This is a genomic window from Mesorhizobium sp. WSM4842 (assembly GCF_055901575.1).
This window is the reverse complement of the sequence record NZ_CM148372.1, coordinates 6,570,498-6,595,704: the sequence shown is the minus strand read 5'-3', so window position 1 is coordinate 6,595,704 and position 25,207 is coordinate 6,570,498. Positions and strand designations below refer to the sequence as shown.

The following is a 25,207-nucleotide window of genomic DNA, read 5'->3' as shown; positions in this document are numbered from 1 at the left end:
CCTGCTGCGGGGGATCTCATGCCGGGCTCTTGCAAGGAACCGGAAGGGGGAGGTGAAAGAGTCGGCGACGGCGTGCCATTCATGCCCTCGGGCAGACCCCACTCATCGCATTTGATGCCAGCCTCATCATATTTTCCTTGGCTCAGGCGGGCTCTTGGCAGACCCACAGAGCTGGGAACCCTCTGCCAGACTACAACTGTAACATCATATCGGTTCAGCAGGTCAAGCTTTGGTGGTAACCTCATTGGGTAGAATAGCGACTTTGGAGACCGAGCAATGGATCGCGATAACAAACGGGCACGCGCAGCTGCAAGTTCATCCCAAGGCGGGGGAAGACGCAGTGGCCTCCTGGACCTTCCAGAGGGGCCATTGAGCGATGTTGCAGAACGGCTGGTAACCGCTAACCCGCGCGATACAGCGCGAAATCTTGGGGGCTTCAAAGACCTCGGGACGCAAGCGCGGACAGCCGTTCGGGGCACTCAACCCGGGCCAGAAACTGACCTCGCGAAATTTGAAAGGCGGGCCAATCAGCTCGGACAATCAGCCATGGAGCTGGCCCGGAAATTGACAGACGGATTGGGGTACCAGCCGGATAACGTCGCATTGGAGCAAGTCAGAGCGGTCAGTAGTATAGCCAATTACATAACGCCACAGATGCAAGATGCTGTTGTTAATCGCATTGGCAACATGGAGCCACCGGAGCAAGCTCTCGGAGCTCTTTACGCTTCACAAAACTTCGGTAAGTTTAATGACGCAAATAAATCCCGCATTTTTGAGCAGGCCATTGAATTGGCGGCTGATCCTCATAATCACCACATGGTCAAGGAGAACGCACAAAATGCCATTATCGCCGTGTATCATGAATTAGACGCAAATCAACAGGCGCAAGCTAGCTCACTTCCCCACCTGCATGGTCTGTTGCAGAACATGCCTCCGCCGCGGTATGCAGCAGCGGAACGGAATGCGAATCTGGACGGCCATATAGCAGGTCTTGAGGCTGCAGTCCGTGCGACAAGCGCGCAAATCTCCTATGAACAGCTGCAGCGGGGTGGTCTAGTCGGTCAGGCCATTAACCACGACTTCAGTCACGCTCGAGACGACCTGATGGCTGCCTCCAGAAGCAGAGATCGCTCGGGCCGTTGAGGTCTCGGCCATGGTACAGTGACGCCTTCTCTCCCGAATTCCGTTCACGGCCTTGCCGTTTCCAATTCGCTGTCCGTTGACGTACCTGCTTAGTGTAACTTTCAAAAACCACGTCTTCGGGTGGTCGATGCAAGCATCGCACCACCCGCTGCGGCATCGATCTGTCGAGCGGCGACATCGCGCGACGTCGGTTCGGTGTCTGAAGCAAGCGCAGCACTAGCTACGGCTAATCCGGCAATGGAACAATGCCCTCAACAAAAACGACGCCCCCAAACATAGCCATTAGCATCGCGTGCTCGCTCGCCTTGGGCTTCTGCGCGGCAAGTCTGTACGCAACGTTCCGCCACGGGGGTAGCGGCGAGGCTTTGATGACGTTTGACGTCCGTGCCTTTTGGTTTGAGACCCCCTTCTATCTGGGTTTCGCAACCCCCGTCTTCTATCGGGGCGCAGCTATCTTGCTCTCGACGTCCGCGGTCGTCTTGCTGATTCAGCGGATCGTATTACGCCACAAGCTCGAACACCACGGGACGGCTCGTTGGGCTCGAGTGGATGAAATGCGACGCACCGGATATCTGCGACGATACCGTGGCGTGACAGGCCCGGTATTTGGGAAGACGAGTGGCCCTTTCTGGCCTGGCTACTACCTGACCAATGGCGAGCAGCCTCACAGCCTCATCGTTGCACCGACGCGCGCTGGCAAGGGCGTCGGCATAGTCATTCCAACGCTACTTACATTCAAAGGCTCAGTGATAGCTCTGGATGTCAAAGGGGAGCTCTTTGAGCTCACCTCGAGGGCGCGCAAAGCCGCAGGCGACGACGTGTTCAAATTCGCGCCGCTGGATTCGGAGCGGCGCACAAACTGCTACAATCCGCTGTTGGATCTTATAGCGCTGCCTCCACAGCTGCAATTCACCGAAGCCCGCCGCTTGGCCGCAAACCTGATTACGGCGAAGGGGGAGGGCGCGGAAGGTTTCGTCAGCGGCGCGCGAGATATCTTTGTCGCGGGGATCCTTGCCTGCATCGAGCGGGGCACGCCAACAATCGGCGCCGTCTATGATCTCTTCGCCCAGCCGGGGGAGAAGTTTAAGCTCTTCGCGCGACTCGCCATGGAGACCCAGAACAAAGAGGCACAACGCATATTCGACGACATGGCGGGGAACGACACGAAAATCCTGACCTCCTACACTTCCGTGCTCGGCGATGGCGGGCTCAATTTGTGGGCGGATCCCGCTGTAAAGGCAGCTACAAGTCGCTCGGACTTTTCGGTCTATGATCTTCGCCGTCGCAGAACGTGCATCTATCTTTGTGTTGGTCCGAACGATCTTGAGGTGATCGCGCCTTTGATACGCTTGTTTTTTCAGCAAATCGTTTCAATTCTGCAGCGGTCGCTGCCCCGCCGGGATGAAAAGAACGAGGTTCTCTTTCTGCTCGATGAGTTCAAGCACTTGGGTAAGCTGGAGGCGATCGAGACCGCAATTACGACCATCGCGGGCTACAAGGGTCGCTTCATGCTCATCATCCAGAGCCTCTCCGCACTGACGGGGGCCTATGGCGAGGCTGGCAAGCAGAATTTTCTCAGCAATACCGGCCTGCAAGTGTTCATGGCCACTGCCGATGACGAGACTCCGAACTACATTTCCAAAGCTATCGGTGAATACACGTTTCAAGCCCAATCGATTTCCTACAGCCAGGCGCGCACGTTCGATTGGAACATCCAGAATTCACATCAGGGTGCACCGCTGTTGCGTCCCGAACAGGTGCGGCTACTTAATGACGAGTACGAGATCGTTCTCATCAAAGGTCTGCCACCATTGCAATTGAGGAAGGTGCGATATTATTCGGATCGCATTCTGAAACGCATCTTCGAAAGCCAGACAGGCGCCCTCCCGGAGCCGGCACCCTTGACGATAGCAGACGAGGGGCTCTCGGCAGAATCTCAACTCGATGAGCCGCTGCGTGGATTAGCGCAGGACTTTGACGATACAGTTTGATGTGAGGCTAGTGTGGACCCGCGAAATAGTAACCCATCCCGTGTAACAGCTTTGTCGCAGGTGCAGGACGCCGGCTTGGAAGAGGGGCAAGCGGTCCAGGCCCGGCAAGTGGGCATTGAGCAGCACCTTGCCGAGGCCCGGAGGCTGTTCAATCAAGCTGACGAGTCGCCAACCAATCCAGAAGAGGTTCTGCGACTTGAACAATTGAGCGCAGGGCTTGAGCGAGGGCAGGATCAAGCCGCCTCGTCTCTTTTCAGCGAGCCAGGCATGCCCGCTGGACGGGGTGACCTCAACAGCATCGTGGCGGACGCTTTCGCAGCGGCCGGCTCTGGGCACGCCGGAGTTGAGGCCGCCGCCCCTCCAGCGTTAGCTGCCAGCCAACAGCAGATCCGGCCCTCGCCGGATGCGCTTGACCAGGGCAACCACCTGCTACCCGAGTGGGTGATCATCAACGATGAACATTACACAGCGCTGGTGCGGCCAGCCGAGAGGCAGAGGGCCCTGAATACGCCGCAAGCCGCCGCCATTCAGCCGCCGCTGAGCGAAATCGGCAATTCAGCCGGCCGCGTGCCGATGCAGCCCCTCGTGCAGCAATTGGGTGAATTGCCATTGGAAGGGGTACCTGTTCAAGGGACATGGTCCGAACACATCGGAAGGCTGCATGCGGAGGCAGCGCCCTTCGCAAGGTCTGAGGCACCCCCCGCTGCCATCGAGAACTCCATAAACGTCTCATTCGCCGTGCCCAAAGGCTTCTCCCATGGGACTCAACCCGCCCCAGACGCGATGCTCTCTTCCTTGGACCACCATGACCTCTTGCCGGTTGCGGGCCAGGCCCGGCAAGCGAGCTTTGAGCAGCACGTGGCCGAGCCGCGCCGAGCCGAACCTGTCGCGAGTGGCGCCCGTGCTACCCGCTATCCCCATCTGTCCGACGAACACCGGGACGTTATTGATAAGGCGATCGCCCACGCTGCGGCTCAGCAAAAATATAGCGAGAGCACGGTCCGAAAATACTCGTCTACACTTCGCCGATTGGCGAATGATCTCGGCGCTCGTGGCCAAGCGACTGATCTAAAAAATCACCAATCCCTGGTCGATCACGTCGATGCTTTCTTTCCGAAAAACGATGATATGAAGAGGGCGTTGAACGTCCTGCGTGCGTATCATGAGCCGGGCTATTCAGCGACTGCTGGCGCCCCTGCTACCCGCTATCCCCATCTGTCCGACGAACACCGAGACGTTATTGATAAGGCGATCGGCCACGCTGCGGCTCAGCAACACCATAGCGCGGAGACGCTTCGAATATACTCGTCTGCGCTTCGCCGATTGGCGAATGATCTCGGCGCTCGCGGCCAAGCGACTGATCTAAAAAATCACCAATCCCTGGTCGATCACGTCGATGCTTTCTTTCCGAAAAACAATGATATTAAGGATATAAAGCCGGCGTTGAAGGTCCTGCGTGCTTATCATGAGCCGGGCTATTCAGCGACTGGCCGGTGGCCAGTGACGGTGCCCTCAAAGGCAGACGCGTATGTCTTGGAACAAGTGACCAATGACAGCAGGTTGGCCTCAACCACCCGTGCTGTCTATGGTCGTAGTCTTCGCAGATTTTCTGAGGAGCTTGAGAGTCGGGGCCAGACGATCTCTGGGCTGGATCACGATTCGCGGATCAAATTCGCCGAGACGTTGTTTCCAGGCCACCCCTATCTCCGCTTGGCGCTGCAACGGGTTCGCGATATGGAGTCCGCGTCAGACAGAAGCGTGACGGACGCTTTCGCAGCGGCCGGCTCTGGGCACGCCGGAGTTGAGGCCGCCGCCCCGCCAGCGTTAGCTGCCAGCCAACACCGGCCCTGGCCGGATGCGCTTGACCAGGGCAACCACCTGCCACCCGTTCCATTCGCCGTCCCCAAAGGCTTCTCTCATGGGACTCACCGCGTCCCAGACGCGATGCTCCCTTTCGTGGACCGCCACGACCCCTTGCCGAATGCGGGCCAGGCCCGGCAAGCGGGCTTTGAGCCGCACGTGGCCGAGCCGCGCCGAGCCGATCCTGTCGCGAGTGGCGCCCGTGCTACCGGCTATCCCCATCTTTCCGACGAACACCGGGACCTTATTGATAAGGCGATCGCCCACGTTGCGGCTCAGCAAAAATATAGCGAGAGCACGGTCCTAAAATACAGGTATGCACTTCGCCGATTGGCAAATGATCTCGGCGCTCGTGGCCAAGCGACTGACCTAAAAAATCACCAATCCCTGGTCGATCACGTCGATGCTTTTCTTCCGAATAAGGAGGAAATAAAGAGGGCGTTGAACGCCCTCCGTGCCTATCATGAGCCGGGCTATTCAGCGACTTCTGCTACCCGCTATCCCCATCTGTCGGACGAACACCGGGACGTGATTGATAAGGCGATCGCCCACGCTGCGGCTCAGCAACACCATAGCGCGCCGACGCTCGGAATATACTCGTCTGCGCTTCGCCGATTGGCGAATGATCTCGGCGCTCGTGGCCAAGCGACTGATCTAAAAAATCACCAATCCCTGGTCGATCACGTCGATACTTTCTTTCCGCAAAACAAGGACATAAAGCCGGCGTTGAACGTCCTGCGTGCGTATCATGAGCCGGGCTATTCAGCGACTGGCCGGTGGCCAGTGACGGCGCCCTCAAAGGCAGACGCGCATGTCTTGGAACAAGTGACCAGTGACAGCAGCTTGGCCTTAACCACCCGTCTTATCTATGGTCGTAATCTTCGCAATTTTTCTAAGGCGCTTGAGAGTCAGGGCCAGACGATCTCTGGGCTAAATCATGATTCGCGGATCAAACTCGCCGAGGGGTTGTTTCCAGGCAATCGTTATCTCCGCTTGGCGTTGGGACGGGTTCGCGATGCGAAGCCCGCGTCAGACAGGATCGTGGCGGACGCTTTGGCAGCGGCCGGCTCTGGGCACGCCGGAGTTGAGGCCGCCCCGCCAGCGTTAGCTGCTAGCCAACAGCAGATCCGGCCCTCGCCGGATGCGCTTGACCAGGGCAACCTCCCGCCACCCGAGCGGTTCATCGTCAACAATGAACATTCGACGGCGCCGTTGCGGCCAGCGGAGAGGCAGTGGGCCCCGCAAGCCGCCGCCATTCAGCAGCCGCCGAGCGAAATCGGCAATTCAGGCGGCCGCGTGCCGATGCAGCCCCCCATGCAGCAGTTGGGTGAATCGCCATTGGCAGGGGTACCCGTTCAAGGCACAGGGGCCGAACATATCCGAAGGCTGCATGCGGAGGCCGCGCCCTCCGCAAGGTCTGAGGCGACCCCCGCTGCGCTCGAGGACTTCATAAACATCTCATTCGCCGTCCCCAAAGGTTTCTCCCATGGGACTCAACGCGTCCCAGAAGCGATGCTCCCTTTCCTGGATCACCAGGGCCTCTTGCCGGACGCGGACAAGCCGGAATGGAACTACGAGATTAAAGGTCACGGCTACACCGCCCGGAGGCCAGAAGGAGGCAACGACGTTTGGCTTGTCCATCGCGGTGCGATGAGGGAAGCTGCAGCGGCGGCAGTACCGGCAAGGGCTCCAGCACACGGCTTGCCTGCGACCGCCAGGCTGTCAGACACCTATCGCGGTGTTCCGTTGGTCGATCTGACCACCTCCTCCGATGCACAGATCGCAGCGCTTCCGTCAGGTTCGTCCAACCTTCCCGCGGGGGCGGTGCTCGGGGCCACCGAACTGCTGAGCGACGCCCATATCCAGAGGGATTACGAATTCCTCCAGCAGCAGTTGCAGCAGGCCGATCCAGCGCTCGCCGCCCGAACGCGGCTGGTGGATCCCTTGGTCTCCCAGCAACTGCGCCGTCACGACCGGGACGCGCAACATACGGTGCTGTCCATCTATTATCAAAACGACGTCGCAGCCGACTTCGTGTTCCTGCCGGTGAACAGTGGCAATCCTATGGCTACGGCGGAGAATGAGGGACGCAACGAGCATTGGTCGCTGCTGCTCGTAGATCGCCGCGACCCGGAAAGAGCGGTCGCCTATCACTACGACTCCATCCATCAGAGCTATCGACGGGGATACAATGACGCGCCTGCACGAGAGCTCGCAGCAAGACTGGACGCGACCACCGTGGTGACACCCGTCATGGCGCAGCAGAACAACGGTGTTGATTGCGGCGTCTTCGTGGTGGACGGCACGCGCGCGCTGGTTCAGAGATTGGCGAACCAAGAGTGGCCGGAACGGCAGCGGCCGCTGCACCTCGACAACCTCGTCGCCGATCGGCAGGCGCTGCAAAACCGACTGAGGCAGGGCCGCTTGCCGCACGAGCTTGCCGCAATCCCCGCGGAAGCTTTTGGAGCAGCCGGGTCGCAGGTGCAACACGCCGTGTTGCAAGAGCAGCAAGCCCGACAAGTCGCGCCAGCGCTGTTTGACCAGCACTTGAGCAAGTCGCGCGAGGCCCATGACGAGCTGACGCGTACACTTGACAGGAGCAACACCGGGGGCGTCATCATCAACACTGAACATTACACAGCGCTGTTGCGGCCAGCGGAGAGGCAGAGGGCCCTGAATACGCCGCAAGCCACCGCCATTCAGCAGCCGCTGAGCGAAATCGGCAATTCAGGCGGCCGCGTGCCGATGCAGCCCCCCATGCAGCAGTTGGGTGAATTGCCATTGGAAGGGGTACCTGTTCAAGGGACATGGTCCGAACACATCGGAAGGCTGCATGCGGAGGCAGCGCCCTTCGCAAGGTCTGAGGCACCCCCCGCTGCCATCGAGAACTCCATAAACGTCTCATTCGCCGTCCCCAAAGACTTCTCCCATGGGACTCAACCCGTCCCAGACGCGATGCTCTCTTCCTTGGACCGCCATGACCTCTTGCCGGTTGCGGGCCAGGCCCGGCAAGCGGGCTTTGAGCAGCACGTGGCCGAGCCGCGCCGAGCCGAACCTGTCGCGAGTGGCGCCCGTGCTACCCGCTATCCCCATCTGTCCGACGAACACCGGGACCTTATTGATCGGGCGATCACTCACGCTGCGGTTCAGCAAAAATATAGCGAGAGCACGGTCCGAATATACACGTCTGCACTTCGCCAATTGGCGAATGATCTCGGCGCTCGCGGCCAAGCGACTGATCTAAAAAATCACCAATCCCTGGTCGATCACGTCGATGCTTTCTTTCCGAAAAACGGTGATATAAAGACGGCATTGAACGTCCTGCGTGCGTATCATGAGCCGGGCTATTCGGCGCCTGGCCGGCGGCGAGTGCCGGTGCCCTCAAAGGCAGACGCGCAGGTCTTGGAACAAGTGGCCAGTGACAGCAGCTTGGCCTCAACCTCCCGTGTTGTCTATGGTCGTAGTCTTCGCAGATTTTCTGAAGCGCTGGAGAGTCAGGGCCTGACGATCTCTAGGCTGGATCATGATTCACGGATGAAATTCGCCGAGACGTGGTTTCCAGGCAGCCGCAATCTCCGCTGGGCGTTGGGACGGGTTCGCGATATGGAGTCTGCGTCAGACAGAAGCGTGACGGACGCTTTCGCGGCGGCCGGCTCTGGGCACGCCGGAGTTGAGGCCGCCGCCCCGCCAGCGTTAGCTGCCAGCCAACACCGGCCCTGGCCGGATGCGCTTGACCGGGGCAACCTCCTGCCACCCGAGCGGTTCATCATCAACAATGAACATTCGACGGCGCTGTTGCGGCCAGCGGAGAGGCAGAGGGCCCTGAATACGCCGCAAGCCGCCGCCATTCAGCCGCCGCTGAGCGAAATCGGCAATTCAGCCGGCCGCGTGCCGATGCAGCCTCCCAGGCAGCAGTTGCCATTGGAAGGGCTATCGGTTCAAGGGACAAGGTCCGAATACATCGGAAGGCTGCATGCGGAGGCCGCGCCCTTCGCAAGGTCTGAGGCACCCCCCGCTACGATCGAGAACTCCATAAACGTCTCATTCACCGTCCCCAAAGGCTTTCCCCATGGGACTCAACACGCCCCAGACGCGATGCTCTCTTTCTTGGACCGCCATGACCTCGTGCCGGATGCGGAAAAGCCGCAATGGAACTACGAGATTAAAGGTCAGGGCTACGCCGCCGAGAGGCCAGAAGGGCGCAACGACTTTTGGCTCGTCGATCGCGGTCCGATGAGTGCATCTGCAGCGGCAGCAGTACCGGCAAGGGCTCCAGGACCCGTCTCGCCAGCGACCGCGAGGCTGTCAGACACCTATCGCGGTGTTCCGTTAATCGATCTGACCACCTCTTCCGATGCACGGATCGGAACGCTTCCGTCAGGCTCGTCTAACCTCCCCCGGGGGGCGGTTCTCGGGGCCACCGACCTGCTGGACGACGTCCATATCCACAGGGATTACCAGTTGCTGGAGCAGTACCTGCAGGCGGCCCACCCAGCGCTCGCCGCCCGAACAAGGCTGGTGGATCCCTTGGTCTCCCAGCAACTGCGCCGTCACGACGGGGACGTGCAAGGTAGGTTGCTGTCGATCTACCATCAAAACGACGCCCCAGCCGACTTCGTGTTCCTGCCGGTGAACAGTGGCAATCCTATGGCTACGGCGGAGAACGAGGGACGCACTGAGCATTGGTCGCTGCTGCTCGTTGATCGCCGCGACCCGGAAAGAACGGTCGCCTATCACTACGACTCCATCCATCAGAGCTATGGACGGGGATACAACAACGCGCCTGCAATAGAGCTCGCAACAAGACTGGACGCGACCACCCTGGTGACACCCGTCATGGCGCAGCAGAACAACGGTGTTGATTGCGGCGTCTTCGTGGTGGATGGCACGCGCGAGCTGGTTCTTCGGTTGGCGAATGAAGAACGGCCAGTCCCGCAGCTGCCGCTGCACCTCGACTACCTCGTCCCCGATCGGCAGGCGCTGCAAAACCGACTGAGGCACGGCCGCTTGCCGCACGAGCTTGCCGCAATCCCCGCCGATGCTTTTGCAGCAGCCGGGTCGCGGGTGCAACACGCCGTCTTGCAAGAGCAGCAAGCCCGACAAGTCGCGCCAGCGCCGTTTGAACGGCACTTGAGCAAGTCGCGCGAGGCGCAGGACGAGCTGACGAGTACACTTGACAGGAGCAACACCGGGGGCGTCATCATCAACACTGAACATTACACAGCGCTGTTGAGACCGGCGAAGAGGCAGAGGACTGATAATCCGCAAAGCCTCGCCATGGGGCGGCAGCCGAGCGAAGCAACCACGACGTCCATCAGCCCCTCCGATCAAGCCCGAGCGGACCTAATGGCTTCCTTCAGAAGCAGAGAGCGCTCCGACGCGGGGCGTTGAGCTCCATGGCTGGGGTCAAGCAGAACAGCTCTTTTGACGACAGAGGCGCTGATGCGCTCTCCGGACCGGTAGCTCTCGCCGTAATTGATCAGGCTGGCACTGTTGGCAGGCGACTGTAGGCCTGGAACTCGCCGATCGCCAGCCAGGAGCTGAGACGATCGCCGACCTCAAGATCGAGGACGATATCCGCGGCCGATCGGCCAATGAACGCCGTGCGATGCGTCAGGAAAATAGCCGCGCTATTGTCGCCGATCTTGAACCTTACTGCGCGAAAAGCTCGGCCTGATCAGTCAGAAGACCAAGCTCGCCGAGGCAATCCGCTACACGCTCTCACGCTGGGAAGGCCTCTCGCGCTTCCTTGACGACGGCCGTATCGAGATCGATAGCAACACCGTCGAGCGCTCAATCCGTTCGATCGCCATCTCGGGGTCATTCTGCCCATGTTGGGCAGGAGGTCGAGGTCCATTACCGTTGGCACCCGTATTTCGGACGTCGGCTTCGCTGCGAGAACAGCGAAGAGCGCGCCGACGGCCGGATCATTCACCTCGTCGTCGCGCCCGGTCATGTCATTACCGCTCCGGCCTGGATGATCGATCCCGTGGCTTGCGCGGCGATGGACCTGGGCCCCCCGCGCGTATCGCTTGCCGCGCTGCTTGAGCTTAACAAGCTGTTGATCGAACGCCGTTTCCGGCGAGGCTCTCCGGATGGTTTCACCATCGCGGAGTCGCAACATGAGAACCCTGCCACCCCCGACACGATCTCTCGTGGTCGTTCGCCAACTCAGCTTGCCGCTCGACTCGCAGAAGCTGAACGGGCTGAGTTCAACGCAACGGACCATAGTGATCGCCCGGCTCGCCAACGTACTGAGGGCCGCCGCCGGCGTGGCAACGGAGGAGGAGAGCTGCGATGACGAGCGGTAATCTGATTCCGACTGCCGTCCTCAAGCGCAAGGCCGTCGTCTATGTGCGTCAATCCACTCAGGCGCAGGTCCAGCTCAACCTTGAGAGCCAGCGTCGGCAGTATGAGCTTGTCGACGTCGCGCGGCGTTGGGGATTCCGCAAAGTAGAGGTGATCGACGAGGATCTGGGACGAACCGCAAGCGGGGCTGTGGAGCGTCCCGGTTTCGAGCGCCTGGTCGACGATCTGTGCACCGGCCATGTGGGCGCCGTGCTTTGCCTGGAGGCGTCCCGCCTGTCGCGCAACGGGCCGGACTGGCATCGGCTGCTCGAGTTGTGCGGCGAAGTCGATGCACGCGTGATCGATCTGGACGGAGTCTACGATCCGGGATTGCCGAACGACCGCCTGCTGCTGGGTATGAAGGGCAGCATCAGCGAATTCGAGCTCGGCGTGCTGCGTGCCCGCATGTACGAGGCCGCCCGCGCCAAGGCACAGCGCGGAGAACTGCGCATCTCCGTGCCCTTCGGCTATGTCTGGCACCGCGATTACGGTCTCGGGTTCGATCCCGACATGCGCCTGCAGGAGACCATTCACCTGATATTCGCGCGCTTCCGCGAACTCGGCAGCGCGCGCCAGGTCCTGATCTCGATGATCGACGATGGCGTGCATTTCCCCAGACCCTCCGACGGCAAGAAGATGGTGTCCTTCGACTGGGTTCCGATCCGTTACCGCAACGTGATCTCGATCCTGAAGAACCCATTCTACGCCGGCGCCTATGTCTATGGTAAAAGCGAGAAGCGCACTGAGATCGTCGATGGCCGCGTTCGCAAGAGCTATGGCCATTACAAGCCGGCTAGCGAGTGGGCGGTGGTGCTCAAGGACCATCACGAAGGCTACATCGGATGGAGCGAGTACGAACGGAACCAGGAACTGCTCGCAGCCAACGCTTACGGCAAAGCCGGCGGCGTCAAGTCGGGCCGCGGCGGTCGCGCGCTGCTCCCGGGTCTTATCTCCTGTGGTCGATGCGGGCGAAGACTGGTTGTCATGTATGCCGGACGCGGCCAAGGTTATCCGGTATATCGCTGCGAGCGCGGCAACCTCATGATGGCACAGGCGCGATGCATGTCGTTCAACGGCTTTCGCACCGACGCGGCGGTGACCCGCGAAGCGCTGGAGGCGGTTGCGCCGATGGCGATCGAAGCGGCGTTGGAGGCTGAACGGATGCAGCTGGAGAGCGAAGCCAAGCGGCGGCAGATGATCGAGATGGACCTGCAGCAGGCGCGCTATGAGGCATCGCTCGCCGAGCGCCGCTATGCCGCTTGCGACCCGGAGAACCGGCTTATTGCGGCCCAGCTCGAGAGGAGTTGGGAAGCCACACTCAGGCGCGTGGAGACCTGCGAGGCCCGGCTGAGCGAAGTCCAGCGTGTGGAGCCTGTCGACGCGGTTCCGGACTTCACGGGCCTCGCCCAGGATCTCGAGGCCTCCTGGAATGCGCCGGGTGTCGACATGCGCTGTCGTCAGCAACTGCTGCGCGCGCTCATCAAGGATATCGTGGCGGATGTCGATGACGATGCGCGCGACGTGATCTTGACCATCCACTGGCACGGAGGCCAGCACTCGCAGGTACGGGTTCGCAAGCCCAAATCCGGAGAGCATGGCCAGCGTACGCCTGAGGAGGCTCTGGCGATCATGCGATCCATGGCAACCCGGTGGTCGGATGCCGAAATCGCTGCCACACTCAACCGCATGGGCATGCAGACCGGTCAGGGAAAGACCTGGACCGCGCGTCGCGTCCAATCGCTGCGCACGGTGCACAAGATCAGCGGCTATCGCTCTTCCGACAAGAATGGCGAGTGGCTCACCATGTCGGATGCGGCCGCGAAGCTCGGCGTGTCGCACGTCAAAATCCGCCGGTTCATCAGGGATGGCCTCTTGCCGGCCGAGCAAGTCATGCGCGGCGCGCCCTACCAGATCCGCGCCAGCGACCTCGAAGACGAACGGATCAAGGCCGATTTGGCGCGCAATACTCCGCGTCGCATCCACGACGACAACCAGGAATCGCTGTTTTCCGCCATTTGAAAATGAGGTGCATAATGAATCAGTCTTCGCGCTCAACCGCAAGAACGCGCTCTTCGCTGGCTCGACGGCGGTGCCGAACACTGGGCAGTCATTGCGTGCTGATCGAAACCTGCAAGCTCAATGGTGTCGAGCCACTCGGCTAGTCGCCGACGTCCTCACCAGGATCGTCAACAGCCATCCGAACAGCCAGATCAACGACCTGCTGCCTTTGGCCTACATCCGGGCGCCCGAGCTAAAGGCCGTGGCCTGAGAACACCGCTTACGCTTGATCAGCCTCGTCAGCCAATCTCCTGAATAGCTCCTGTCACGCGGCCAAGGTACCTCCGTAGCTAACGTCTACGTCAGCGTTGAAGAAGTACCCTGCACCACGGCATGTCTTGACTAGGCGAGGATTGGCCGCATCAGCCTCCAGCTTTCGACGCAAGCGCATGATTAGGACATCGATACTTCGATCGTACACCTCTTCTCCACGCACACGGCTCGCGAGCAAAAGCCGTTCTCTGGATAGCACGTTGCGGGGGTTCTCCAGAAATGCGATCAAGAGATTGAACTCACATGCGGTAAGCTTGACCTCGCCACGCTCCGCACAGATCAGTCGCCGCTGCTTCACGCTGAGCTTCCAGGCCCCAAAGCGAAATGAGCGCTGATCTCTGGTTCGCGGACTAGAAATGCGCTCGCGTAACGCTACTCGAATGCGGGCCAAGAATTCGCGCATCCCGAAAGGCTTGGGAATGAAATCGGTTGCGCCGAGCTCCAGTGCAACCACTTTTTCCGCCTCATCAAGCCGGTCGCCGCTGATCACTATGATAGGAACATCCGATTTTGTCGCCAGATTGCGGACAATCGCAAGTCCATCCTCCCGGCCTAGGTTAAGGTCAACAACCACGAGATCGACTGGCTCATGTGAAAGAACATAGTCAAACTGCTTGCTATCGTGGACTGCGGTTACCTTCAGGGCATGCATCGTGAGATACCCGGCGATGAGGCGCCGCATTGCGGCATCATCGTCAATGACAAGAACATGTTTCAACGGCACACCTTCAATCTTGAATCCCCTTGTCTAAACCTGTTGCCGAGCAACCCTGGGGCACCGACGCAGAACAGCTGCCCCTTGATACCACTCGCCGTTGCGTGCGGCCAATGTGAGGCCGTGCTCGTGCTGGTCTTTTCATCCCTGGCGAATTGACCGCACCCAGGCAGCCCGTGGCCACCAGACAGGTCCAAGCGCCGAGATGACCCTGCCGTGTGGTCCTTCGCTTTTTCGCTTCGAGCTCCCCCGTTGGTGCAGGCCTGCCAATACCATTCGAGTTCGTCCCCATGGATGCCAAGTTTCCTGCTATGCCCTTGCATCCTCGTCATCCTGGAGTTTGCGGACCTGGATCATCTCGACATCCTCCGGCTCGTGGATCCAGCTCGGACATGGTTGAGCAGCGCGGCGTTTGGTTGATCGGAGAGGCGGTCGGCGGAAGAAGACCGTGATTCGCTGCAGCGGCCTTGTGCCAAATAGTATGTCTCCTGCCAAGCCGGCTTCGTCCAAGGTGGCCGGCGGCCTCAAATGCTGTTCGGGCGACCGGCAGGTCGCCGGTTGCGGTGAACGTCCGGGCTAACATTTCTCAGTTACTGCAACTCCCTCCATCTGGAGGGTGTCACTATGCTTGTCCATTGCGCCGTCGCACTCCGTCAATGGCGTGCGGTTTTCTGCCGATGGGACTGTGCATGATCCACCCGTTGCCGGCGGCGGCCGAACAGCTGAACCAGGCTCGCACCAGGATGGGCTGCGCCGCCACGTCTTCCCAGTTGACCCTCGCCCCCGCGGATTTGCGCCTTCGAGCCAGCTTCGCGGACGAGCTCGCGTCTCAAGCAATGATCTGAGTGTGCAGGGCCGCGCATGGCTGCTCTTAAAGCACCGGCAGCATACCGGCAAAGTTGGGCTGCTTTATCGCCTTCGTCGATTCCCCGCGGTGATCCCGAGCCTGAACAAACCCGCCAAGCTTCCCATTTTGTCCTTGGCTTGGCGCTGACAGAAGATCCCATCACCATCCATGACGACGAAGTCGCGGGCCCCGGTCCAGGAGCAACGGACGGCTGGGACGAGCAATCCTGCACAGGAGTCATCATACCAAGATGCTCCGGATGTCGCTGGCTGATCGGGCCCGCGCCACCCACGCATGCGCAAGATGCTCACCCATGCTGACACGAACACGGTCTTTGCTTCAGTTGAAACCGAAAAGCTGAAATTGAACATCACAGAGTAACAAACCTCCCCGATAAGCGCGTGCCGGACAGGGCCAGAACTCGTCCGGCGGCTTGGAAAGGTAGATGATAGGGAATGTTTATTGCAGCTTGGCCCCTGGCCATCGTCCTGTTGACATCCATGTCACTCCCAGCCGAGCCCGCGCCACTTTCTCCCCGTGAGTTCCACAGCCTGTCGCGCAAATGCGCTCCATGGGTTGCGCCGTCCACCCTCGCCGCGATTGCCAAGATTGAAAGTGGCTTTGAAACGCTGGTGGCTCATGACAACACCACAGGTGAGCAGCTTCGCTGGATAGATCACCTGGAAGCCACGCGGGGCATCAAGCACCGCCTCGAAGCACAACATTCTGTCGATGTTGGACTGATGCAGATAAACAGCAACAACTTTCCCATGCTCAATCTCACGCCGGAAAAAGCTTTCGAGCCCTGCGCCTCGCTTTCGGCTGCCGCCCACTTACTTGAAAGCCGGTATGCCGGCGGCACGACTGCTGTGGCACAGCAACTGGCGCTTCGCCGTGCCATCTCGGCCTATAACACGGGCGACGTCACGCGTGGCTTCGCCAACGGTTATGTACGCAAGGTCGAGTCGGCCGCAAATGACATCTCAAGTCTCCTTGAGCGAACGCTGGAGCCCACCGCTCAAGATGTGCCAGACCTCGAGGCACCCGGTCGGAAAGACGTGCCGCCTCTGCTCCAACAGAGCCAACAGGCCAATAGAAAGCAGCCCAACCAAAATTCCTGGGACATCTGGGGCTCCTATCAGTCAAACCGCTCCGGGGCCGATCCCTCCGGTCCGACAGGCAGCCAGGCTGCGGAAGAGCGGGAACCCTCGAACCCGAACAAACTCGTATTCGATTGAATCATGGAGATACAATGATGAAGCCACTCAAAATACTTCGTGCGCTTAAAACGCGTGTTCCTTCGCCTTTTTCCTTGCTGCGCATGGCGGCTGAATATGTACCGGCCGCTGCTGCGGGCGTTGCGTGGACGGTCTTGTCCAGCGGGCCAGCCGCGGCCCAGGTGACCGGAGGGACGGATCCTGCCAAGATGGTCCAGAATATCTGCACCTTCATACTTGGCCCCTTCGGACAATCGCTGGCCGTGCTCGGACTCGTGGCCATCGGTATCTCCTGGATGTTCGGTCGTGCTTCACTTGGCCTGGTTGCGGGCGTCGTTGGAGGAATCGTCATCATGTTTGGCGCCAGCTTCCTGGGCAAGGCGCTCACAGGCGGCGGCTGATGAGCGACCGGTTGGAAGTGAGCACCCTCTATGTGGCGGCGACACGCCCCGCACTTTTTCTGGGGGTGCCGCTGACGCTGGCCGGAGCGCTCATGATGTTGGCGGGGCTCGTCATCATTATCCTTAAGAACCCACTTTATGAAATCGTGCTCGTGCCACTCTGGTTCGGAGCACGGCTGATCGTTGAGCGTGACTATAACGCCGCAAGCGTCGCGTTCCTCTATTTGCAGACCGCCGGCAGAAGCGTGGACGGACAGGTCTGGGGCGGCGCGAGCGTCAGCGCCAATCCGATCAGAGTGCCGAAACGCGGAAGAGGAATGGTGTAATGTTTGGCGCCAGTGGCCGGACCGAGAGATCTGGCGAGATCTACCTTCCGTATGTCGGTCATCTAAGCGATCAGGTTGTCCTTCTGGAGGACGGATCGATCATGGCCATGGCACATGTGAACGGGCTGCCGTTTGATTTGGAGGACGCTGAGATGCGCAACTCGCGCTGCCGCGCGTTCAACACTCTCTTGCGCAACATCGCCGACGACAATGTCACGCTATACGCCCATCTTGTGCGAAACAACGATGTGCCGGAGCCGGCATCGCGCCAGTTTCAAAGCGCATTCGCTGACAGTCTGAACGAGGCCTATGAGAGCCGTGTGCTGTCGGGCAAGCTGTTTCGCAACGATCACTTCCTCACTGTCGTCGTGTTCCCCCGCACCGCAATCGGCAAGATCGGCTGGCGCATTGCCAAATCCCCCAGACGCAATGACAACGATCTGGCCACACAAATTCGAAGCCTGGAGGACCTCTGGCAGATCATTGCTGGGTCGCTCGGCGGTTACGGTCTGCGCCGGTTGGGTATTCGTGAGAAAGGCAACGTGCTCTTCACGGAAATCGGTGAGGCGCTTCGGCTGATAATGACGTGCCGGTTTCTCCCGGTTCCGATGGTTACCGGCTCACTTGGCGCCTCGATCTACACTGACCAAGTCATCTGCGGGAAGCGGGCGCTTGAGATTCGACGACCCGGGGGCAGCTCCGTGGGATCATTGTTTTCGTTCCGTGAATATCCCGCGACCACGCGGCCAGGCATGCTAAATCCCTTGCTGTCCGCCAACTTTCCGCTTGTCCTCAGCCAGAGCTTTTCCTTCCTCACTCGGCCACAAGCTCATGCGAAGCTTAGCCTTAAGTCCAGCCAGATGACGAGCGCCGGCGACAAGGCTCTCACCCAGATCAATGAACTTGCCGAGGCAGAGGACGCACTGGCAAGCAACGAGTTCGTCATGGGTTCGCATCATCTGAGCCTGTGCGTCCATGCCGACAGCCTCAACAGCCTTGCAGATCGTGCAGCAAATGCGCGGGCAAGGCTGGCCGACGCGGGCGCCGTTATCGTCCAAGAGGGTATCGGCATGGAGGCCGCGTACTGGTCCCAACTTCCGGGGAACAACAGGTGGCGCACACGCCCGGGGGCGATCACCTCGCACAATTTTGCCGGGCTTGTGTCATTTGAAAACTTCCCAAGCGGTTCCACTTCCGGCCACTGGGGCAAAGCGGTTGCGCGCTTTCGCACGAACGGTGGAACTTCTTTCGACTACATCCCCCATGAGGATGACGTCGGCATGACGGCGATATTCGGGCCCGTCGGCAAAGGCAAGACGACGCTGATGACCTTTATCCTCGCGATGCTTGAGCAAAGCGTGGTCGATCGCGATGGTGCCATCGTATTTTTCGATAAGGACCGGGGTGGTGAACTGCTGGTGCGAGCCACGGGGGGGACATATCTAGCCTTGCGCAGAGGCGCTCCGAGCGGCTTGGCCCCCTTGCGTGGACTGGACAACACCTCCGCCTCGTTGGACTTTCTGCGCGAATGGTTGATGGCCCTAATCGAGAGTGACGGCCGTGGTCCGATCTCGCCGGAGGAAAGCCGTCGACTAGAACGTGGCATTGTTCGTCAACTTTCGTTCGAACCCGTCATGCGCTCAATTGCGGGCCTACGCGAATTTCTGCTGCACAGCCCCTCCGAGGGCGCAGGAGCACGGCTGCAGCGGTGGTGTAGAGGGAATGCGCTTGGATGGGCCTTTGACGGCGATGTCGACGAAGTAAGACTGGATGCCTCCATTACAGGCTTCGACATGACGCAGCTCCTGGAATTTGAGGAGGTCTGCGCGCCGGCTGCCGCATATCTTCTGCACCGCGTGGGCGCTGTTGTCGATGGCCGTCGGTTTGTCATGAGCTGCGACGAATTTCGCTTCTATCTGCTCAACCCCCAGTTCTCGGCTGTGATCGACAAGTTCTTGCTCACCGTCCGCAAAAACAACGGGATGTTGATACTCGCAACGCAGCAGCCTGAACACGTGCTTCAATCGCCCCTCGGAGCTAGTCTCGTTGCACAATGCATGACGAAGATTTTCTACCCATCACCGACGGCGGATCGGGCTGCGTATGTCGATGGCTTGAAGTGCACCACGCAGGAGTTCGAGGCAATCCGCCAGGGAATGGCAATTGGCAGCCGCAAGTTTTTGCTCAAGCGCGACAGCGGGAGTGTTGTTTGCGAATTCGACCTTGGGCAGATGCGCGAGTATGTAGCCGTACTCTCGGGGCGGGCCAACACCGTGCGCTTTGCCGACCAGCTTCGTGACCAGTACGGAGATGCCCCAAGTGGGTGGCTCGACAAGTTCATGGCTCGTTACCACGAAATTCAAGACTGACGGAGGAATATTCATGAGATTTGCCAAGCTTGCAGCAACAACGCTTGCTGCTTCCTTTCTGCTTAGCACACAGGCCCGGTCGCAATTTGTCGTCAGCGACCCGTTAACAGAAACACAAGTGACCTTAACAGCGGTTTCCAATGCGGCGATCCTTGAGAGGTCAATCGCGACGCTCGCTACCACGATCGAAATGGTGGATATGCTAAAGTCGTCATTCGGTGTCACAGGACTGTTGGGCGCACTGAACCAAGGAAATCACTACCCGTCGAGCAATAAGCTGGAGGGGCAGATGTTTGATGCTCGGGCGCCAGTTTCGACCATGGCGCGTAACATTGCGCAGGACCCAACTCGGATAGTCACCGGCACCGATGCAGAAGGGAAACTGTTAGAGGGGCAAATCGCTGGTGCCGCCAATGCCGCAGGTCTTGCAGCCGACACTCTGGACGTAATGGACAAGCGCCTTAGGGCTAACGACAACACGCTTGGTCAGCTTTCCAGCTCGAGAAATATTGTGCAGGCCACCGTGACCAACGGTCTGGTCCTCAAGCAGATTCACGATGCGATCATCCAAAATGTCCAGGCCACCAGTCTGCTGACGATGGCCACTGCACAAGGGAGCCTTCACGCAGTGGAGGAGGCCGCCACGCAGCGTCGGGAACGCCAGGACACCGCCAAGATGTTCAGCCTGCCGTGAACCACACAGAGTTCATCCGGCTCAACTCCGCTGATCAGGGACAAATCAGGCTCATGCCATGAATTTCAGGATTCCCGCGCCATTCACGGCCATACACACGGTCTTTCATGTGGCCTTCACGTCAGGGCTGCACAACGTGCTTGAAAAAATCCAAGAGGCGATCAGCGCGCCTCTGGTTGCGTGTGTGACGCTTTGGATAATAATCCAAGGCTGTCTGGTCATGCGTGGTCAAGTCGATGCGCGTGGAGGTATCTCTCGCGTAATCATGGTGTCGATTGTCGTCGGCCTTATCTTAGGGCAGGCCAACTACCAGAAATACATTGAAACGGTGTTCGACGACACGATTCCAAGGCTTGCTCACCAGATGAGTAGCAGCGACTTACCCTTCGTCGATATTCCCCGGAAGCTCGACTGGATGTTTGCTTCAACTCAGTATGCCTTTCAGATGATTGCATCCGAAATCGGGCCTATGAACGGCCAGGACACACTTGCTTTCGAGGGAGCGCAATGGATTTTCTACGGCTCGCTGTGGACAGCGTTCGAAATCTATGATGCCGTTGGAATTTTGACGAAGGTGCTCTTGGCGATCGGCCCCCTGGTTCTTGTCGGCTACCTTTTTGATCACACTCGAGACATGGCTACCAGATGGATCGGCCAACTTGTCTCGTACGGGCTGCTGCTTCTCCTTCTCAACATCGTTGCGACGATAGTTATCGCGGCCGAAGCAGTCGCGCTGACAGCCATGCTTGTTATGATCAAATTCTCGAGCACGACAGCAGCCAAGATCATCGGGCTTTACGAGATCGACATGCTTTTCCTGGCTGGCGACGCTCTGATCGTCGCACTTCCGACGATCGCCAGCAGCATCGCCGGCGGCTCTTGGTCAGGGGCGAACCGAGCTCCAAACAACCTCAATCGCTACTTTGCCAAAACGGCACGTGGTTAATCAATCAACAAGCGCGGTATCAAAAACATGAAACGCTATCTACTGTTGTCAATCCTCGCTTTGGCGGCCTGCAAGACAACCGATCGGCTTGCGACCTGCACGGGTACGCCATTCCAACTGAACGCGGGACAATGGGAAACCACACCTGAGGATCTTCAGGTTGAGTGTACGGAAGAGCCCAAGTGAAATTTCCTGAACATGCCCTTCTGGTGGAGAGAGAAACGCTAGCTGCTCACTACAAGAAGGTGGAAGCGTTTCAAACTTCACGAGCGAAGTCTGCGCGGCGCCTGTCAAAGGCCCTTATAGCCTTTGCGGCAGCGGCGGTCCTCGGAAATGTTGCCCAGGCATTTACCATCGCTGCCATGGTCCCGTTGGCCAAGCTCGTACCTGTGTTCCTATGGGTACGGCCGGACGGGACCGTAGACAGCGAAGTGTCAATCTCTCGACTGCCCGCAACCCAAGACCGAGCCGTCATAAACGCTTCGCTGTGGGAATATGTACGCCTGCGCGAGGGCTACACAGCAGATACAGCCCAATATGCCTATGACCTCGTGTCCAGTTTCAGCGCACCGGCTGTGCAACAGCAATATCAAGATTTCTTCAACTATCCAAATCCCACCTCGCCGCAAGTCACGGTCGGCAAGCGCGGCAAGCTCGAGGTCGGGCATATTTCCTCAAACGACCTCAGTCCCGACGTTCAACAGATCCGATACAAACGTATGCTTGTTGTCGATGGGCAGATGCCGATAGTGACCACATGGACAGCTACCATCCGTTACGAGCGCCTGACGGGTCTGCCTGGCCAATCGAGGCTCACCAATCCGGGAGGTCTACTCGTCACCTCCTATCAAGCCTCGGAAGATACCGTATCGAACCTGGGCTATGCGCAGCCATGACAAAAAGAGCATTTTTCGCGCTGGCCTGTTCACTCCTCTTCGCGACGGAAGCGTGCGCGGAAGACACGCCACTTGCCGGCAAGCATGATGCGCGGATGCGCTACCTGGCTTACCGTCCCGACGAAGTGGTGCGCCTATCGACCGCAGTGGGGGCAACGCTGGTTGTCACATTCGCGGCCAACGAGACCGTCGCAGCCGTGGCCGTTTCCAATAGCAAAGACCTGGCTGCGCTCCCGCGCGCCAACTATCTCTTTTTTAAGGCTAGCCGGATGCTGTCGCCGCAGCCGGTCATCGTGCTGGCCGAGAGCGAGTCCGGTACACGCAGATACGTCTTCAGTATTTCAACCAAAGCGATGCCAAAACTTGATGAGCAGCAACCAGACCTATACTACAGTGTGCAGTTCACCTATCCTGCTGATGAGGCTGCTGCTCAGAGAAAGGAAGCAGAAAGGCGCTCGATTCTTGGCCAGGCCCGGGCGAAAGTGCTGCAAGACCAGAGAGTTCAGGATTTGTTGAATCGGCCCGCCGCAACTGCCAGTCCGGACGAAAGCAATTTTCACTACGTCGCAAAGGGCGATCGATCGCTGGCGCCGCTGGAAGTTTTCGATAATGGCTTTACGACCGTATTTGGCTTCGCAAGCAATTCCCGCATACCCTCCCTCTACGTTATCAATCCCGACGGGAAAGAAGCCGCTGCCAATTACACGGTCAAAGGGGACTATGTTGAAGTATCCGCAGTCGCCCGGGAATGGCGTCTGAGAGATGGCAATACGGTCTTGTCCATTTTCAACAGGGCTTATGATCCTGTGGGACGAGCGCCAGTGACCGGTACAGTGACACCCGACGTGTGGCGCGTTTTGAAAGGCTCGGGCCGATGAATGAAACCGGCCCACAGTCGGGACATGATGTCCATGCATCCGGATCGATGGTCTCGGAGCCGGCCCGCCGGCATGTTTCGGGATTGCAGAAGTTGGCCGTCGCCGGTCTTGTTCTCATCTCATCTCTATCGCTCATCTGGCTCGGAGGTCGTCCCGGCACACAAGACGATCCGTCTCAGCCAAAACCGCCAATTGTCGCCAACGCCGAACCATTCCGCCCTGTGCCAATTGAGATTGCTCCCGAACCTCCAGCACCCGTACAGGCGGCCCAGGCAGGAGATCCTGCGCCATCCACGCCGCCCCCACCGGCGCCAGTTGATCCGCCGCCCGAGGAAACGCCAATTTTCGCCTACAGTAGCAGCAGTCAAATGCCCGACGACGGTCAGCGGAGCGAAGACCACCATAAGGATGCTCCCGCGACCGCGGATGAGATTTCAATCGGTGGCGATCTGTCAGGGCGATTGAAGCCAGATATACAGGAGCCAAGCCGGGCTACACTTTTGCCGCACCCTGATCTCGTGATTACTCAAGGAACGATCATTCCGTGCATTTTGCAAACGGCAGTCGACACAAATTTACCCGGCTATGTGAAGTGCGTCTTACCTAAAGACGTCCGCGGCGCCACCAACAATGTCGTGCTCTTGGATCGCGGGACGACCGTGATTGGCGAGATCCAGCGCGGTCTCCAGCAGGGGGATGCGCGTGTCTTCGTGCTGTGGACGCGCATCGAAACACCTGACCATGCCCTCGTTTCGATAGCATCGCCGGGCGCTGACGAGCTCGGCCGCTCCGGAATGCCTGGCACGGTGGACAATCACTTCTGGCAACGCTTTGGCGGAGCGATGCTCATGAGCGTCATCCAAGGCGCGTTTCAGGCGGCCGGTCAATACGCGGCCAGCTCTGGCGGAGGAAGCGGCATCAACAGCTTCCAGAGCAATGGCGGACAAGCCGTCGAGACGACACTGAGAGCGACGATCAACTTTCCGCCAACTCTGAAGAAAAACCAGGGAGATGCTGTATCCATCTTTGTGGCTCGGGACCTCGATTTCTCAGATGTATACGATCTTAGACCGACCGCCGTGGCGCCAGCCCCCCAACATCGCGAACGCCGGAGAGACAACAATGCGATCGGAGGCTGATCCTCAATTGCGTTTGCTTCTCGACCCCGTTCTGAAATGGCTTGAGGAGCCAAGGACCGAAGAGGTCGCTATCAACCGGCCTGGGGAAGCCTTTGTCCGACAGGCCGGCGTTTTCACGAAACATCCGCTACCGCTATCTTATGACGATCTGGAGGACATCGCGATCCTCGCTGGAGCGCTGCGCAAGCAAGATGTCGGACCGCAAAGCCCCCTCTGTGCGACTGAGCTGCCGAACGGAGAGCGGCTGCAGATCTGTTTGCCGCCCGCTGTTCCCTCAGGAACAATAAGCCTGACGATACGGCGTCCCTCAAGTCGTGTGACCGAACTAAAGGAAGTTTCTTCTCGCTACGAACACTCGCGTTGGAATCAATGGCGGTCACGAAACGAGCGCCAGGAGCGGCAGGACGAAACGATTCTTCAGCACTACGACCATGGTGACTTGGAGCAATTTTTGCGGGCCTGCGTCTGCGGGCGGCTCACCATGCTGCTTTGCGGACCTACTGGAAGCGGCAAAACGACAATGAGCAAGACTTTGATCGACGCTATACCCCCGCAAGAGAGGTTGATCAGTATCGAGGACACGCTCGAGCTTGCAATCCCGCACGAGAATCATGTCCGGTTACTCTATCCGAAGGACCGAACAGGCTTAGGTGCGGTGACAGCCGAGCAACTGTTGCAGGCCAGCTTGCGCATGCGCCCTGATCGAATATTGCTCGGCGAGATGCGCGATGATGCTGCTTGGGCTTACCTTAGCGAAGTCGTCTCCGGCCATGCGGGATCGATATCAACGATTCATGGGGCTGATCCGGTCCAAGGCTTTAAAAAGCTCTTTTCACTCGTCAAGAGCAGCCCGCAAGGAGCCGCTGTGGAAGACCGCACGCTTCTTGACATGCTGTCGGCTGCCATTGACGTCATTGTACCGTTCCGTACCCAAGGCGAAGTGTATGAGGTGGGAGAGCTATGGCTCGCCGCCGATGCCCGGCGACGGGGAGAGACAGTAGCCGACCTTCTTAACAAGCACTAAGGCTAGAACAACGTCTCGGGATCGATAAGTCGATTGTGATGTGACCTTGTTCTGCTCCAATGTCTTCTTGACGGGCCTTCTC

General features: G+C 59.1%; 17 protein-coding genes and 2 pseudogenes. 18 read left to right on the top strand and 1 reads right to left on the bottom strand.

Going from position 1 to position 25,207, the window contains the following annotated elements:
- Nucleotides 1-369: 369 nt before the first annotated feature.
- The 7 genes and pseudogenes from AC0NIE_RS31930 to AC0NIE_RS31900 all read left to right on the top strand — a co-directional run.
- Nucleotides 370-1,143: a hypothetical protein gene (locus tag AC0NIE_RS31930; RefSeq protein WP_473489001.1), complete on the top strand. Its 774-nt coding sequence runs from the start codon at nucleotides 370-372 to the stop codon at nucleotides 1,141-1,143.
- A 245-nt stretch (nucleotides 1,144-1,388) separates the two neighbouring features.
- A complete protein-coding gene (gene virD4 / locus AC0NIE_RS31925) occupies nucleotides 1,389-3,134 on the top strand; it encodes a type IV secretion system ATPase VirD4 (RefSeq protein WP_473479334.1) in 1,746 nt (581 codons plus the stop codon).
- A gap of 75 nt (nucleotides 3,135-3,209) precedes the next feature.
- Entirely contained in the window at nucleotides 3,210-10,385 is a 7,176-nt protein-coding gene (locus tag AC0NIE_RS31920; protein ID WP_474045131.1) for a Ulp1 family isopeptidase, read from the top strand.
- Between the two features lie 128 nt (nucleotides 10,386-10,513).
- A pseudogene (locus AC0NIE_RS31915) lies at nucleotides 10,514-10,811 on the top strand (IS66 family transposase); the annotation flags it as partial.
- Between the two features lie 305 nt (nucleotides 10,812-11,116).
- Nucleotides 11,117-11,305, top strand: a complete 189-nt coding sequence (locus tag AC0NIE_RS31910) for a hypothetical protein (RefSeq protein WP_031257056.1) — start codon at nucleotides 11,117-11,119, stop codon at nucleotides 11,303-11,305.
- Nucleotides 11,292-13,361 carry a recombinase family protein gene (locus AC0NIE_RS31905; protein WP_473489542.1) on the top strand — a complete coding sequence of 690 codons (2,070 nt, stop codon included), beginning with the start codon at nucleotides 11,292-11,294 and terminating at the stop codon, nucleotides 13,359-13,361. The genes AC0NIE_RS31910 and AC0NIE_RS31905 overlap by 14 nt, the downstream gene beginning before the upstream one ends.
- Before the next feature lie 28 nt (nucleotides 13,362-13,389).
- Nucleotides 13,390-13,611 (top strand): annotated as a pseudogene (locus AC0NIE_RS31900) (transposase domain-containing protein); the annotation flags it as partial.
- 54 nt (nucleotides 13,612-13,665) lie between these two features.
- Here AC0NIE_RS31900 and virG read toward each other — a convergent pair.
- The gene (virG, locus tag AC0NIE_RS31895) at nucleotides 13,666-14,391 is read right to left on the bottom strand and encodes a two-component system response regulator VirG (protein WP_473479361.1); all 726 of its coding nucleotides are present in this window, start codon (nucleotides 14,389-14,391) and stop codon (nucleotides 13,666-13,668) included.
- A gap of 1,299 nt (nucleotides 14,392-15,690) precedes the next feature.
- On the opposite strand from virG, the gene AC0NIE_RS31890 reads away from it, so the two are divergent.
- From AC0NIE_RS31890 to virB11, 11 genes are all read left to right on the top strand, one after another.
- Nucleotides 15,691-16,473 (top strand): type IV secretion system lytic transglycosylase VirB1, encoded by a 783-nt coding sequence (locus tag AC0NIE_RS31890; RefSeq protein WP_473489541.1) that lies wholly within the window; start codon nucleotides 15,691-15,693, stop codon nucleotides 16,471-16,473.
- An 83-nt stretch (nucleotides 16,474-16,556) separates the two neighbouring features.
- Entirely contained in the window at nucleotides 16,557-16,853 is a 297-nt protein-coding gene (gene virB2, locus AC0NIE_RS31885) for a pilin major subunit VirB2 (protein ID WP_473489545.1), read from the top strand.
- Nucleotides 16,853-17,179 carry a type IV secretion system protein VirB3 gene (locus tag AC0NIE_RS31880; RefSeq protein WP_473479370.1) on the top strand — a complete coding sequence of 109 codons (327 nt, stop codon included), beginning with the start codon at nucleotides 16,853-16,855 and terminating at the stop codon, nucleotides 17,177-17,179. The genes virB2 and AC0NIE_RS31880 overlap by 1 nt, the downstream gene beginning before the upstream one ends.
- Nucleotides 17,179-19,548 (top strand): type IV secretion/conjugal transfer ATPase VirB4, encoded by a 2,370-nt coding sequence (gene virB4 / locus AC0NIE_RS31875; RefSeq protein ID WP_473489540.1) that lies wholly within the window; start codon nucleotides 17,179-17,181, stop codon nucleotides 19,546-19,548. The genes AC0NIE_RS31880 and virB4 overlap by 1 nt, the downstream gene beginning before the upstream one ends.
- A gap of 13 nt (nucleotides 19,549-19,561) precedes the next feature.
- Nucleotides 19,562-20,242, top strand: coding sequence for a TrbJ/VirB5 family protein (locus tag AC0NIE_RS31870; RefSeq protein ID WP_473479374.1), 681 nt, complete (start codon nucleotides 19,562-19,564; stop codon nucleotides 20,240-20,242).
- Nucleotides 20,243-20,300: 58 nt separating this feature from the next.
- Complete coding sequence (locus tag AC0NIE_RS31865; protein ID WP_473489539.1) at nucleotides 20,301-21,188, top strand: type IV secretion system protein; 888 nt, start codon at nucleotides 20,301-20,303, stop codon at nucleotides 21,186-21,188.
- 27 nt (nucleotides 21,189-21,215) lie between these two features.
- Complete coding sequence (locus AC0NIE_RS31860) at nucleotides 21,216-21,374, top strand: type IV secretion system lipoprotein VirB7 (RefSeq protein WP_082827328.1); 159 nt, start codon at nucleotides 21,216-21,218, stop codon at nucleotides 21,372-21,374.
- Nucleotides 21,371-22,084 carry a type IV secretion system protein VirB8 gene (locus AC0NIE_RS31855; protein ID WP_473479381.1) on the top strand — a complete coding sequence of 238 codons (714 nt, stop codon included), beginning with the start codon at nucleotides 21,371-21,373 and terminating at the stop codon, nucleotides 22,082-22,084. Before AC0NIE_RS31860 ends, AC0NIE_RS31855 begins: the two co-directional genes overlap by 4 nt.
- A complete protein-coding gene (locus AC0NIE_RS31850; protein WP_473489538.1) occupies nucleotides 22,081-22,962 on the top strand; it encodes a TrbG/VirB9 family P-type conjugative transfer protein in 882 nt (293 codons plus the stop codon). Before AC0NIE_RS31855 ends, AC0NIE_RS31850 begins: the two co-directional genes overlap by 4 nt.
- The gene (gene virB10, locus AC0NIE_RS31845) at nucleotides 22,959-24,101 is read left to right on the top strand and encodes a type IV secretion system protein VirB10 (RefSeq protein ID WP_473489537.1); all 1,143 of its coding nucleotides are present in this window, start codon (nucleotides 22,959-22,961) and stop codon (nucleotides 24,099-24,101) included. Before AC0NIE_RS31850 ends, virB10 begins: the two co-directional genes overlap by 4 nt.
- Nucleotides 24,085-25,125: a P-type DNA transfer ATPase VirB11 gene (virB11, locus tag AC0NIE_RS31840; protein WP_473489536.1), complete on the top strand. Its 1,041-nt coding sequence runs from the start codon at nucleotides 24,085-24,087 to the stop codon at nucleotides 25,123-25,125. Before virB10 ends, virB11 begins: the two co-directional genes overlap by 17 nt.
- Nucleotides 25,126-25,207: the final 82 nt, after the last annotated feature.